This is a genomic window from Streptomyces sp. NPDC002851 (assembly GCF_053591935.1).
On record NZ_JBSFUT010000027.1, the window covers coordinates 89810 to 103580 of the forward strand.

General features: G+C 69.6%; 8 protein-coding genes. 6 read left to right on the forward strand and 2 right to left on the reverse strand.

Features of this window, described 5'->3' with window-relative positions; all coding sequences use genetic code 11:
- Nucleotides 1–11 precede the first annotated feature (11 nt).
- The 4 genes from nuoL (at nucleotide 12) to recQ (ending at nucleotide 7210) form a co-directional block, all read left to right on the forward strand.
- The gene (gene nuoL / locus ACWD10_RS26020; protein ID WP_451095006.1) at nucleotides 12–1916 is read left to right on the forward strand and encodes an NADH-quinone oxidoreductase subunit L; all 1905 of its coding nucleotides are present in this window, start codon (nucleotides 12–14) and stop codon (nucleotides 1914–1916) included.
- Nucleotides 1917–1921: 5 nt separating this feature from the next.
- A complete protein-coding gene (locus ACWD10_RS26025) occupies nucleotides 1922–3493 on the forward strand; it encodes an NADH-quinone oxidoreductase subunit M (protein WP_451095008.1) in 1572 nt (523 codons plus the stop codon).
- Nucleotides 3490–5139 carry an NADH-quinone oxidoreductase subunit NuoN gene (gene nuoN / locus ACWD10_RS26030; protein ID WP_451095010.1) on the forward strand — a complete coding sequence of 550 codons (1650 nt, stop codon included), beginning with the start codon at nucleotides 3490–3492 and terminating at the stop codon, nucleotides 5137–5139. The genes ACWD10_RS26025 and nuoN overlap by 4 nt, the downstream gene beginning before the upstream one ends.
- A gap of 202 nt (nucleotides 5140–5341) precedes the next feature.
- Nucleotides 5342–7210 carry a DNA helicase RecQ gene (gene recQ, locus ACWD10_RS26035; protein ID WP_451095012.1) on the forward strand — a complete coding sequence of 623 codons (1869 nt, stop codon included), beginning with the start codon at nucleotides 5342–5344 and terminating at the stop codon, nucleotides 7208–7210.
- A 189-nt stretch (nucleotides 7211–7399) separates the two neighbouring features.
- On the opposite strand, the gene fahA is transcribed toward recQ, so the two are convergent.
- Entirely contained in the window at nucleotides 7400–8644 is a 1245-nt protein-coding gene (gene fahA / locus ACWD10_RS26040; RefSeq protein WP_451095014.1) for a fumarylacetoacetase, read from the reverse strand.
- 360 nt (nucleotides 8645–9004) lie between these two features.
- Here fahA and ACWD10_RS26045 point away from each other — a divergent pair, with 360 nt between their 5' ends.
- The gene (locus ACWD10_RS26045) at nucleotides 9005–9811 is read left to right on the forward strand and encodes an HAD family hydrolase (RefSeq protein WP_451095016.1); all 807 of its coding nucleotides are present in this window, start codon (nucleotides 9005–9007) and stop codon (nucleotides 9809–9811) included.
- 132 nt (nucleotides 9812–9943) lie between these two features.
- On the opposite strand, the gene ACWD10_RS26050 is transcribed toward ACWD10_RS26045, so the two are convergent.
- Nucleotides 9944–12046 carry a CocE/NonD family hydrolase gene (locus tag ACWD10_RS26050; protein WP_451095018.1) on the reverse strand — a complete coding sequence of 701 codons (2103 nt, stop codon included), beginning with the start codon at nucleotides 12044–12046 and terminating at the stop codon, nucleotides 9944–9946.
- 584 nt (nucleotides 12047–12630) lie between these two features.
- Here ACWD10_RS26050 and ACWD10_RS26055 point away from each other — a divergent pair.
- Nucleotides 12631–13641, forward strand: coding sequence for a polyprenyl synthetase family protein (locus ACWD10_RS26055; protein WP_451095020.1), 1011 nt, complete (start codon nucleotides 12631–12633; stop codon nucleotides 13639–13641).
- Nucleotides 13642–13771 lie beyond the last annotated feature (130 nt).

Here is a 13771-nt window from a genome sequence, read left to right on the forward strand (position 1 = left end):
GTCGCGGACTCGTGGAAAGCACATCGAACCTGATTGCGCTGCTGATCGCAGCGCCGCTGCTCGGAGCGGCCGTCCTGTTGTGCGGCGGGCGTCGGCTCGACCGTGCGGGCGGCTGGATCGGCAGCCTGCTCGCCATCGTCTCGTTCGTGATCGGCGTGCTGCTCTTCGTCGACATGCTCGGCATGGAGCCGGAGCACCGCGTCCTGCACCAGTACCTGTTCAGCTGGATCCCCGTCGAGGGCTTCCAGGCGGACGTGTCGTTCCAGCTGGACCAGCTGTCGATGACGTTCGTGCTTCTGATCACCGGCGTGGGCTCAGCGATCCACGTCTACTCGATCGGGTACATGGAGCACGACGAGCGGCGCCGCCGCTTCTTCGGTTACCTCAACCTGTTCCTCGCGGCGATGCTGCTCCTCGTCATCGCCGACAACTACCTCCTTCTGTACGTCGGTTGGGAGGGCGTCGGCCTGGCGTCCTACCTCCTGATCGGCTTCTGGCAGCACAAGCCCAGCGCGGCCACGGCCGCGAAGAAGGCGTTCCTGGTCAACCGGGTCGGCGACATGGGCCTGTCGCTCGCGATCATGGTGATGTTCACGACCTTCGGCACCTTCGCGTTCGGCCCGGTCCTGGAGGCCACCGGCGAGACCAGTGAGGGCAAGCTCACCGCCATCGGCCTGCTGTTGCTGCTCGCGGCGTGCGGCAAGTCCGCACAGGTGCCGCTGCAGTCCTGGCTCGGGGACGCGATGGAGGGCCCGACGCCGGTCTCGGCCCTGATCCACGCGGCCACGATGGTGACCGCGGGCGTGTATCTGATCACCCGGTCCGGCGCGATCTTCAATGCCGCCCCCGACGCCCAGTTGGCCGTCGTGGTGGTCGGCGCGGCCACGCTCCTCTTCGGTGCGATCGTCGGTTGCGCCAAGGACGACATCAAGAAGGCCCTGGCCGGTTCGACGATGTCGCAGATCGGCTACATGATCCTCGCGGCCGGGCTCGGCCCCATCGGCTACGCCTTCGCGATCATGCACCTGGTGACGCACGGCTTCTTCAAGGCCGGGCTCTTCCTCGGCGCCGGCTCGGTCATGCACGGCATGAACGACGAGGTCGACATGCGCAAGTACGGCGGCCTCAGGAAGTACATGCCGGTCACCTTCGTGACCTTCGGGCTCGGCTACCTCGCCATCATCGGCTTCCCGGGCCTGTCCGGCTTCTGGTCCAAGGACAAGATCATCGAGGCGGCCTTCGCCCAGGAGGGCGCCCGCGGCTGGATCTTCGGCGGCGTGGCCCTGCTCGGCGCGGGCATCACCGCGTTCTACATGACGCGCGTGATGATCCTGACCTTCTTCGGCGAGAAGCGCTGGCAGCCGGACGCGGAGGGCAACGAGCCGCACCCGCACGAGTCGCCGAAGTCCATGACCATTCCGATGGTCCTGCTCGCCTTCGGCTCGGTCTTCGCGGGTGGCCTGTTCTCGCTGAACGAGGCGTTCGTCAAGTGGCTCGAACCGGTCACCCAGTTCGAGCACCCGCACCCGGTGGTCAGCGTCCCGGTGATCACGGCATCCACCGTCGTGGTGCTGCTGCTCGGTGTCGGCCTCGCCTATGTGCAGTACGGCCGCCGCCCGGTCCCGGTCACCGCGCCCCGCGGCTCGCTGCTGACCCGCGCGGCCCGCCGTGACCTGCTGCAGGACGACTTCAACCACATCGTCCTGGTCCGCGGCGGCCAGCACCTCACCCGCTCCCTGGTGTACGTCGACCACTCCCTGGTCGATGGGATGGTCAACGGCACGGCGGCCTCGGTCGGCGGGCTCTCCGGGCGGCTGCGCAAGGTGCAGAACGGCTTCGCCCGTTCGTACGCGGTCTCGATGTTCGGCGGTGCGGCGATCCTCATCGCCGCGACCCTGCTGATGAGGGCGGTCTGATCACGATGTCCTTTCCCCTCCTGACAGTGACGGCCGCGGTACCGGCGATCGGCGCGATCGCCACCGCCGCCGTCCCGGCCGCGAAGCGCACCGCGGCCAAGTGGCTCGCGCTGCTCTTCTCGCTCGCCACCCTCGTCCTCGCGGGCGTCATCGGCGCCCGCTTCGCGCCGGGCGGCGAGCGGTACCAACTCACCGAGTCGCACGCCTGGATCGCGGACTTCGGGGTCCGCTACGAACTGGGCGTGGACGGCATCGGCGTCACCCTGATCGGCCTGACCGCGCTGCTCATCCCGTTCGTCATCCTCGCGGGCTGGCACGACGCCGACCCGCAGGAGACGGGCAGCAAGCGGTGGCGTCCGACGCAGGGCTTCTTCGCGCTGATCCTGATGGTCGAGGCGATGGTGATCCTCTCCTTCGAGGCCACCGACGTCTTCCTCTTCTACATCCTCTTCGAAGCCATGCTCATCCCGATGTACTTCCTCATCGGTGGCTTCGGGGACCGCGCGGGTGCCCACGGCGAGAAGGAGGCGGCGACCCAACGCTCGTACGCCGCCGTGAAGTTCCTTCTGTACAACCTGATCGGCGGCCTGATCATGCTGGCCGCGGTCATCGGTCTCTACGTAGTAGCGGGGAATTTCTCCCTCCAGGAGATCGCAGCGGCCCGCGCGAGCGGCGAGTTCACCATGGCGACCAGCACCGAGCGGTGGCTCTTCCTCGGCTTCTTCTTCGCCTTCGCGGTGAAGGCGCCGCTGTGGCCGCTGCACACCTGGCTGCCCAACGCCATGGGCGAGGCCACCGCCCCGGTCGCCGTGCTGATCACGGCGGTGGTCGACAAGGTCGGCACCTTCGCGATGCTCCGCTTCTGCCTCCAGCTGTTCCCGGAGGCCTCGAAGTGGGCGACGCCGGTGATCCTGGTGCTCGCCCTGGTCAGCATCGTGTACGGCGCGCTGCTCGCCGTCGGCCAGCGGGACATCAAGCGCCTGATCGCCTATGCCTCGATCTCCCACTTCGGGTTCATCATCATGGGCATCTTCGCGATGACCTCGCAGGGCCAGAGCGGCGCCACGCTCTACATGGTCAACCACGGCATCTCGACGGCCGCTCTGATGCTGGTCGCCGGATTCCTGATCTCGCGGCGCGGCTCGCGGCTCATCGCGGACTACGGCGGCGTGCAGAAGGTCGCCCCGGTGCTCGCCGGGACCTTCCTGGTGGGCAGCCTCGCGACCCTCTCCCTGCCCGGGCTCGCACCGTTCGTGAGCGAATTCCTGGTCCTGGTCGGCACGTTCACGAACTATCCGGTGATCGGCATCATCGCGACCTTCGGCATCGTGCTCGCCGCGCTCTACACCCTCGTCCTCTACCAGCGGACGATGACGGGCCCGGTGAAGGAGAAGATCTCGGCGATGCCGGACCTCAAGGCGCGTGAACTCGTGGTCATCACACCGCTGATCGCGCTGCTCCTCTTCCTCGGTGTCTATCCCAAGCCGGTCACCGACCTGGTCAACCCGGCGGTGGAGCACACCATGTCCGACGTACAGAAGAAGGACCCCAAGCCCGAGGTGGAGGCGGCCAAGTGAGCGCAGCAGCCGTCCACAGCCTGTGGACAACGGCGGCCGACCCGATCAACAAGATCGACGCGCCGCACATCGAGTACAGCCTCCTGGCACCCACGCTGATCGTCATCGGCGCTGCGGTCGTGGGCATCCTGGTGGAGGCCGCGGTGCCGCGCCGCGCGCGGTACTACACCCAGCTGTTCGTGACGGTGTCCGCCCTGGCGGCCGCCTTCGCGGCCGTCGTCGGGCTCGCCGTCAGCGGGTACGGCACCACCAAGGCGGGCATCGCGGCGATGGGCGCGATCGCCGTCGACGGACCGGCGCTGTTCCTTCAGGGCACCATCCTGCTCGCCGGACTCGTCGCCACGTTCACCTTCGCCGAGCGCCGACTCGACCCCGTCGTGCACGGCAAGCGCGTGGACTCCTTCGCCGCGCAGGCCGCCGCGGTACCGGGTGGCGAGGCCGAACAGGCCGCCATAAAGGCCGGGTTCACCACCACCGAGGTGTTCCCGCTCGCGCTCTTCGCGATCGGCGGCATGCTGGTCTTTCCCTCGGCGAACGACCTTCTGACGCTCTTCATCGCGCTCGAGGTCTTCTCGCTCCCGCTCTACCTGCTGTGCGCCCTGGCCCGTCGCAAGCGGCTCATGTCGCAGGAGGCCGCGGTCAAGTACTTCCTGCTCGGCGCCTTCTCCTCGGCGTTCCTGCTCTTCGGCATCGCCCTCATGTACGGCTACGCGGGCACGGTGACGTACGCCGGGATCGCCGACGTCGTCGACGGCACCCTGCCGTCCCTCACCCCGGCGCTCGCCGACACCATGGGCAACGACGTGCTGCTGCTCACCGGCGGCGCGTTGATCCTGATGGGGCTGCTCTTCAAGGTCGGCGCGGTGCCGTTCCACATGTGGACCCCGGACGTCTACCAGGGCGCGCCGACCCCGGTCACCGGCTTCATGGCGGCAGCCACCAAGATCGCGGCCTTCGGCGCGCTCCTCCGGCTGCTCTACGTGGTGCTGCCGGGCCTGCGCTGGGACTGGCGGCCGGTGATGTGGGGCGTCGCGATCCTCACCATGCTGCTCGGCGCGATCGTCGCGATCACGCAGACCGACATCAAGCGGCTGCTCGCGTACTCCTCGATCGCGCACGCGGGCTTTCTCCTGGCCGGTGTCATCGCCGCGACGCCCGACGGCATCTCGTCGGTCCTCTTCTACCTGGCCGCCTACTCCTTCGTGACGATCGGCGCCTTCGCCGTGGTCACGCTGGTCCGGGATGCGGGTGGCGAGGCCACGCACCTGTCCAAGTGGGCGGGGCTCGGGCGGCGTTCGCCGCTGGTGGCGGCGGTCTTCGCGGTGTTCCTGCTCGCCCTCGCGGGCATTCCGTTGACCTCCGGGTTCGCCGGGAAGTTCGCGGTGTTCAAGGCGGCCGCCGAGGGCGGCGCGGGCGCGCTCGTGGTGGTCGGTGTGATCTCCTCCGCGATCGCCGCGTTCTTCTACATCCGGGTCATCGTCCTGATGTTCTTCAGCGAGCCGCGCCCCGAGGGGCCGACGGTGGCGGTGCCCTCCGCGCTCACGACGACGGCGATCGGCGTGGGTGTGGCGGTCACGCTGGTGCTCGGTCTGGCGCCGCAGTACTTCCTCGACCTGGCGAGCCAGGCGGGGGTGTTCATCCGGTAGGCCTGTGGTGGACCGGCCGCGGTCGGTCGTGCCGTCGCCCGGTGCCCGTGATGGGGTGCCGGGCGACGGCCTTTCATGGGCGGCTCATGGGCGACGGTTTTTCATACCGGAGAGTGCCGCCTGTGGATAACTTTGCGGGCCTGTCCGCCGTGAGCCCTATCGTTGCGGGTGTGGTCGAAGGACGGCGTACGGGGGGACAGCGATGGACGGGACCGTGGTGATGGACGAGGTGAAGGTGACGGAGAGCGATGCGCTGCGCACGCTCCGCCGCGTCTTCGGGTACGACAGCTTCCGCGGGGAGCAGGAAGCGGTCATCGAGCACGTGGTGGCCGGTGGCGACGCCGTGGTGCTCATGCCCACGGGCGGCGGCAAGTCGCTCTGCTACCAGATCCCCGCCCTGGTCAGACCCGGCACGGGCGTGGTGGTCTCCCCGCTCATCGCACTCATGCAGGACCAGGTGGACGCGCTGCGGGCGCTCGGTGTGCGCGCCGGGTTCATCAACTCGACGCAGGACTTCGACGAGCGCAGGGTCGTCGAGGCGGAGTTCCTCGCGGGCGAGCTCGATCTGCTCTATCTGGCGCCGGAGCGGCTGCGCCTGGACAGCACCCTCGACCTCATCGGCCGGGGCAAGGTCTCCGTCTTCGCCATCGACGAGGCGCACTGCGTGGCGCAGTGGGGCCATGACTTCCGGCCCGACTATCTGGCCCTGTCACTGCTCGGCGAGCGCTGGCCCGAGGTGCCCCGGATCGCGCTGACGGCGACCGCGACCCGGGCCACACACCGGGAGATCACGGAGCGCCTCGGCATGCCCGGCGCCCGGCATTTCGAGGCGAGCTTCGACCGGCCGAACATCCAGTACCGGATCGTGCCGAAGGACGAGCCCAAGAAGCAGCTCCTGAAGCTCCTGCGGGACGAGCACGCCGGGGACGCGGGCATCGTCTACTGCCTTTCACGCAACTCGGTCGACAAGACCGCCGAGTTCCTCTGCAAGAACGGCGTGGAGGCGGTGCCTTACCACGCGGGCCTGGACGCCGGGACCCGCGCCGCCCATCAGGCCCGCTTTCTGCGCGAGGACGGCCTGGTCGTGGTGGCGACCATCGCCTTCGGCATGGGCATCGACAAGCCGGACGTCCGCTTCGTCGCCCACCTCGACCTGCCGAAGTCGGTGGAGGGCTACTACCAGGAGACGGGCCGCGCCGGTCGTGACGGTCTGCCGTCCACGGCCTGGATGGCCTACGGCCTCAACGACGTGGTGCAGCAGCGCAAGCTGATCCAGGGCGGCGAGGGCGACGAGGCGTTCCAGCGCCGGGCCGCCGCCCATCTGGACGCGATGCTGGCGCTGTGCGAGACGGTCCGGTGTCGCCGCTCCCAACTCCTCGCCTACTTCGGCCAGGAGCAGGCCGCCGAGCGGTGCGGCAACTGCGACACCTGCCTTGTCCCGCCGGAGACCTGGGACGGGACCATCGCGGCGCAGAAGTTCCTCTCCACGGTCGTACGCCTGGATCGGGAGCGGCGGCAGAAGTTCGGCGTGGGCCAGATCGTCGACATTCTGCTCGGCCGGAAGACGGCGAAGGTCATCCGTTTCGACCACGACCAGCTGTCGGTCTTCGGCATCGGACAGGATCTGACGGAAGGTGAATGGCGCAGCGTGGCACGCCAGTTGCTGGCCCAAGGTCTGCTCGCGGTCGAGGGCGAGTACAACACGCTGGTACTGACGGAGGAGAGCGGCGCGGTCCTCGGCCGACAGCGCGAGGTGCCGCTGCGCAAGGAGCCGAAGAAGGCGCCGGTGGCACGGAGTTCGGCACCGAAGGGCGAGCGCAAGGCCAAGGTCCCGGTGGACCTGCCGGAAGAAGCCCTGCCGATCTTCGAGGCGCTACGGGCCTGGCGCGCCGAACAGGCCCGGGAACAGGGCGTCCCGGCTTACGTCATCTTCCACGACGCGACGCTCCGGGAAATCGCCGTGCAATGCCCCGCGTCCATCGTCCAGTTGGGCGAGATCGGCGGTGTGGGGGAGAAGAAGCTGGCGACGTGGGGGGAGGGGGTGTTGGAGGTACTGACGGGCTTCCAGTGAGCCTGTCCGGCGTGAGGACAAGCGGCGAGGCGCTTCGTGCCACCCCTTGGTCGAGCGCGATACGGGGGTCTGGGGGCGGAGCCGCCCACGCGGCGTCAGCCGCATATCGAACACAGCCGGGAAGGGGCGGGGTAGGGGAAAACAACCCACCCCGGCCCCGCCCCACCCGGCCCCGCCCAAGGGCTCCCGTCAGCCCGCGGATCCTGCCCGGGTCGGAGCGATCCGCCCCGTGACCTCGCCCAGGCCGACCCGGACTCCATCCGGGCCAGGCGCCCACGCAGTCATCGTGACCTCGTCCCCGTCCTCCAGGAACGTCCGCTTCCCTGAGGGCAGTTCGAGGGGCTCGGCACCGTTCCAGGTCAGCTCGATCAGGGAGCCGCGCTGGTGGGCCTCGGGACCGCTGACGGTGCCGGAGCCGTACAGGTCGCCGGGGCGCAGCGAGGCGCCGCCCACGGTCATATGGGTCAGCATCTGGGCGGGCGTCCAGTACATCCCGGCGAACGGCGGCTCCGAGATCACCTCGCCATTGAGGGTGACCGTGATCCGCAGGTCGAAGCCGCCCGCCTCGTCCTCGGCGGAGTCGTCCAGATAGGGAAGGAGCGGAACATCGCGGTCCGGCGGGGAGATCCGGGCCGCCTCCAAGGCCTCCAGCGGAGTGACCCAGGCGGAGACCGACGTGGCGAAGGACTTGGCCACGAACGGGCCGAGCGGAACGTACTCCCAGGGCTGGATGTCCCGCGCGGACCAGTCGTTGAGCAGACAGAGCCCGAAGACATGATCACGGAAGGAGGACAGCGGTACCGCGGTGCCGAGCTCGGACGCGGCACCCACCACGAAGCCGACCTCGGCCTCGATGTCCAGCTTGGCCGAAGGGCCGTAGGAGGGAGCGGACGCCGTAGGTGCCTTGCGCTGGCCGCAGGGACGTACGACCTCCGTGCCGGAGACCACGACGGTGCCCGCGCGGCCGTGGTAACCCACCGGCAGATGCTTCCAGTTGGGCAGAAGCGGCTCGGAGTCGGGGCGGAAGAGGCGGCCCAGGTTGGTGGCGTGGTTCTCGCTGGCGTAGAAGTCCACGTAGTCGCCGACCTCGAAGGGGAGGTGCAGCGTTACCTCGGAGAGCGGGTGGAAGAGCGGCGCCACCGCGTCCCGGTGGGACGGCACCGTCACCCAGGAGGTCAGCGCGCGCCGGACATCGCTCCAGGTCTGACGGCCCGCCGCAAGCAGCGGGTTGAGGGTGGGCTGGTCGAGCAGCGATGCGTACGGCGAGCCGAGGGCGCGGGCCGCGGCACCGGCGTCGAGGACGAAGGAGCCGAGCCGAACGCCGACCCTGCGCCTGTCGTCACCCGGAGCGTTCGGTGTGAACACCCCGTAGGGGAGGTTGTGCGGGCCGAAGGGGTCGCCCTCGGGCAGGTCGAGCGGGGTCTGCTCGGGCATGGACACTGCCTCACTTTCCTTCAACAGGTTGCCCACACGTTACGACGAGAGCCGCCTGTGGCGGCAGTGCCGACGCAAGGTGGTGATATCTGGAAAAGCATTACTGGGCTGATGAATTCGGGATTTGGGTTACGGGGTGAGCATTGCTGGGTGCTGGGTGCTGGGTGCTGGGTCTGGGTGCCGGGTGCCGGGTGCCGGGTGCCGGGTGCTGGGTGCGGGTGTGGGTGCCGGGTTCGGGGTGCGGGGGAGTGAGGGGGTGAGGGGGTGAGGGAGGGGTGGGGAGGGGAGGGGGAGCCCCCCCCGGGAAAGGTCAACGCCCCCTTTAGAGGCCTTTGTTGGGGTCTCCGTATCCTGTTGCGCATGCCCTCCCGACCCCCGTATTCCCTCATTGCCACCGACTTCGATGGCACCCTGCTGCGCCATGGCGACACCGTTTCCGTACGTTCCCGGGCGGCGCTCGCGCGGGCCGCGGCGGCGGGTGCGCAGCACATCGTGGTCACTGGCCGTCCGGCACCGCAGGTGCGCCATCTTCTGGTGGAGTTGGACTATCGCGGGCTCGCGGTGTGCGGTCAGGGGGCGCAGGTCTACGACGCGGGGGCGGACACCCTGTTGAGCTCACTCACCGTGGACCGGGAGGTCGCCGACCAGGCGCTGGGCAAGATCGAGGCGGAGGTCGGCGAGGTGTTCGCCGCGGTGAACCAGGACGGGCTGGACGGCCTGATGCTGATCGAGCCGGGGTACGAGATGCCGCACCCGACGTTGCCCGCGGTGCGGGTGGGCAGCCGGGCGGCGCTCTGGGCCGACCCGATCACGAAGGTGCTGATGCGGCACCCCTCGCTCAGCGACGACGAGCTGGCCGCCGCGGCGCGCTCGGTGGCGGACGGCATTGTCACGGTGACCATGGCGGGGCCGGGCACGGTGGAGTTGCAGCCGCTCGGGGTGAACAAGGCGACGGGCCTGGCGTTGGCGGCGGAATGTCTGGGGCTTGGCGCCGAGTCGACGATCACGTTCGGGGACATGCCGAACGATGTGCCGATGTTCCGGTGGGGGGCGTACGGCGTGGCCATGGCCAATGCGCATGCGGAGCTGAAGGCGGTGGCGGACGAGGTGACGCTGTCGAACGAGGAGGACGGGGTCGCGGTGGTCCTGGAGCGGCTCTTCCCGTGACGGTTCCCTGACGGGTTCCGTGACAGATTCCGTGACGGGTTCCGTGACAGATCCCTGACGGGCTCCGTGACTGTTCCCTAAGGGATCCGTGACGGGGTTCTGTGCCCCCTACGCCCGACGGTTCTGTGCCCCCTACGCCCGACGAGGGATCCGTTTCTGCCAGGTGTGGTGGAAGACGATCTCGTTGCCGGTGCGGCAGATGAGTTCGTCCATGGTCAGGAAGTCCGTGGCGTTCGCGGAGATCTCGGAGTGGGCCTCCACCCTTGCGTCCCAGGGGAGTTCGGGGCGATGCAGGCGGATGTGCCAGTCGGAGCTGGTGCGGGCGGAGAGGGGGTCGTGTTCGTCGATGGTGTACGTCTCCTGGGCGTCCTCGGTGAGCTCCAGGCCGTCCGGGTAGTACCGGGTGACGCTGGAGCCCGGGCGGCCGACCTCCAGGCGCCAGCGGCCGCGGGCCACATCGCGGACGACGAGGCGTTCGGGGCGGGGCGCCTCGGCCTCGTCGAGGAAGGCCGGGGAGGCGACGCCCAGTGGCTCGGCCTGTTCCGGTTCGTCGAAGCCGATGCCCTCGTCCTCGGAGGGCACCGCGCGTACCGGGAGTTCCAGGGAGCTGCCCGCCGGGTCGAGGGTGAAGCCCGCCTCGGAGTCGGGCTGCGGCCAGATCCAGGGCCAGTACGCGGAGGAGACCGCGAGCCGGATGCGGTGGCCGGGCGGGAAGACGTGGCCGATGGCGTGCAGCGCGAAGGTGACGTCCTCTGTGGTGCCCGGCGGCCAGGCGTCCGCCCGGTCCGGGCCGTGCCGCGTCGAGAGGTTGAGCGCACCCCGGGTGACCAGGGTGGACGTGCCGTCGGGCGCCACGTCGCAGAGGCGGGCGACGGTCTGCCCGAAGGGGGTGTCCAGGGTGAGCCGGAGCGTGACCCGCGGCCGCCCCAGGATCTCCACGCGCTCCGGCACCGCGAAGTCGAAGCAGACCGACTGCGCATCGTCGTCCCGCTGGTCCGGCGGCAGGTCGGCCTTGCCCCCGACGGGACAGAACGGCCCCGCGTCGAGGCCGGTCCGCTGCGGTGAGCGCACCGGCCGCGCGGCACCCCGGGCGGCGTCGGCGTGCGTGGCACTCCGGGAGGCGTCGGCGTGCGCGGCACCCCGGGCGGTGTCGGCGTACGAGGTGCCTTCCGAAGGAGCGTCCCGGAACCCGTACGAAACCGGAGTGACCCGCGGCGAAGGCCAGAACGGGTCACCCACCCACCGCCCCGGCAGCCCCCCGTCCCCCGTGGCCGGCGGGTGCGACTCGCTCATCCAGGAGCGCAGCTTCGGCTCGGCCATCACCCCCGTGTCGGTGCCCTTCAGCCAGTGGTCCCACCAGCGGAGCGTCTCCTGCAGGAAGCCGATCGCGGGTCCGGGCGGCCGCCCCCGGTCCGGGTACTCGTGCGACCACGGCCCGATCAATCCCCGTACCGGACCGGGCAGATGCTCGACGAGGCGGAGCACTGTGTCGCGGTACGGGTCGTACCAGCCGCCCACCGCGAGGACGGCCGCCTTGATCGCCGCGTAGTCCTCACCGACACTGCCGTGCCGCCAGTAGGCGTCGCGGGTCTGGTGGGCGAGCCAGGTGTGGACGAACGGCTCCAGGGACTCCAGGCGGCGCAGCCACATCTCCCGCCACGCCTCGCCGACGTGCGCCGGGTCCGGTGGCCGGGCGGCGAAGGCGAGCAGGGTCGCCGCCCAGGCGTGCATGTCGACGGCGAGTACCGAGCCGCCCAGGTAGTGCGCGCCGTCGCCGAAGCGGTCGTCCGTCGAGCAGACCGTCACGACCGCCTTCAAAGGCTCGGGCGCGAGCGCGGCGATCTGTAGTGAGGCGTCGCAGCCGTCCCGCGCGATCCCGAACATGCCCACCGTGCCGTCGCACCAGGGCTGTTCGGCCAGCCACTCCACGACGGCGACCCCGTCGGTGAGCTCCGTCTCGCCGTACGCGTCGCCCGGCAGGCCCTCGGAGTTCCCGTGTCCGCGCACATCGACCCGTACGGAGGCGTAGCCGTGCCCCGCGTACCAGGGGTGGCGTTGCCAGTCGCGCGCTGCGGTCGCGTCGCCGAGCCGGTACGGCAGATATTCGAGCAGCGCCGGTACGGGGCCGCCGCCGGCCGGTCGCCAGACGCGGGCGTAGAGCCGGGTGCCGTCGGGGAGCGGGATGCGGAGATCGTCGTGGGTCGTCTCGTACGGAAACTCGGTGCGGATGCGCATGGGCGGGACCTCTGACGGGCTGAGAAGGGGCACGAGCCACAGAAGCAGCGGACACAGAAGCAGCGGATACGGAAGAAGCCGCTACAGAAGGAGCCGCTACAGAACAAGCCGCTATAGAAGGAGCGGCGCAGAAGACGTGGGCCACAGAAGGAGCGGCCGCAGCAGACGTGGGCCACAGAAGAGAAGGGGGAGAGAAACAGAAGGGATATAGGGAGAGAGAAGCAGAAGGGATATAGGGAGAGAGAAGCAGAAGGGATATAGGGGAACGATCACGAACATACCGGTGGTGATCGACAATCGCTCGGAGTAGGGCCGAAAACGATCGCGCCACGATCGAGCCACGATCAAGGCCCAGGTAGGGCGGGCGCTCACGGTGATCGAAACGGGACCGGATACGCTGACTTGAACGATGACGGCGACACATCGACAAACCGCGACATCGATCCTGTGATCGAACGTATGCGGCCGAACGCACGCGGTGGACGTGTGTGGTGGACGTGTGCGGGGCGCGGCGTGTGGCCTGTGACCGATCTTGATACCGACCTTGTGAACGTCAGTAGACAGTCAGCAGACAGGAGAACCCCGTGACCGTCGTCGGGCCGTTCGGGCTGAGCGTGCGGGACCAGGCTCTCGAAGCCGATGTCCAGGCCGGGTTGGCTGCTGTCGAAGAGGGTCTGATCGAGGCCACCAAGAGCGAGGTCCCGTTCATCACCGAGGCCGCGCAGCACCTGGTGCGCGCCGGTGGCAAGCGGTTCCGGCCGCTGCTCGTGATGCTCGCGTCCCAGTTCGGCGACCCGCACGCGCCCGGCGTTGTGCCCTCGGCCGTGGTCGTGGAGCTGACCCACCTCGCGACGCTGTACCACGACGACGTGATGGACGAGGCGGACGTGCGCCGCGGCGTGCCCAGCGCCAATGTCCGCTGGGGCAACTCGGTGGCCGTCCTGACCGGCGACTTCCTCTTCGCCCGTGCCTCGCACATCCTGGCCGACCTCGGGCCCGAGGCGGTCCGGATCCAGGCTGAAGCGTTCGAGCGCCTGGTCACCGGGCAGATCCTGGAGACCGCGGGGCCGCGCGACGGGCGCGACCCGGTCGACCACTACCTCGATGTGATCAGCGGCAAGACCGGCTCCCTCATCGCGGTCTCGGGCCGCTTCGGCGCGATGATGTCCGGCGCGGACGAGACGGTCGTGGACGTCCTGACGCAGTACGGCGAGCGGCTCGGCACCGCGTTCCAACTGGCGGACGATGTCCTGGACATCGCGTCCGACTCGCACGAGTCCGGCAAGACCCCCGGCACCGATCTGCGCGAGGGCATTCCGACGCTGCCGGTGCTCCTGCTGCGGGCGGCCGCCGAGGCGCACCGCGACCCCGAGGACCTCGCCCTGTGCGAGCTGCTCGACGGCGACCTCGCGGACGACGCCCGGCATGCGGAGGTCCTGGCCCGGCTGCGCGTCCACCCCGCGCTCGAGCAGGCGCGCCGGGACACGGTGCGGTACGCCGAGGAGGCCCGGTCCGCGCTCGCGCCGCTGCCGGAATGCGACGCCAAGGCGGCTCTGGTGGAGCTGTGCGACGCGGTGGTGCACCGGGCGGGCTGACCCCTGCCTCAGGACAGGCCACTGCCCTGCCTACCGGGCTGACCCCTGCCTCAGGACAGGCCACTGCCCTGCCTACCGGGCTGACCCCTGCCTCAGGACAGGCCACTGCCCTGCCTACCGGGCTGACCCC

Excerpts from the sequence above, each read along its gene's own strand:
- ACWD10_RS26025 (WP_451095008.1), top strand. The coding sequence starts at position 1,922 with ATGTCCTTTCCCCTCCTGACAGTGACGGCCGCGGTACCGGCGATCGGC.
- ACWD10_RS26050 (WP_451095018.1), bottom strand. The coding sequence starts at position 12,046 with ATGCGCATCCGCACCGAGTTTCCGTACGAGACGACCCACGACGATCTC.
- recQ (WP_451095012.1), top strand. The coding sequence starts at position 5,342 with ATGGACGGGACCGTGGTGATGGACGAGGTGAAGGTGACGGAGAGCGAT.
- fahA (WP_451095014.1), bottom strand. The coding sequence starts at position 8,644 with ATGCCCGAGCAGACCCCGCTCGACCTGCCCGAGGGCGACCCCTTCGGC.
- ACWD10_RS26045 (WP_451095016.1), top strand. The coding sequence starts at position 9,005 with ATGCCCTCCCGACCCCCGTATTCCCTCATTGCCACCGACTTCGATGGC.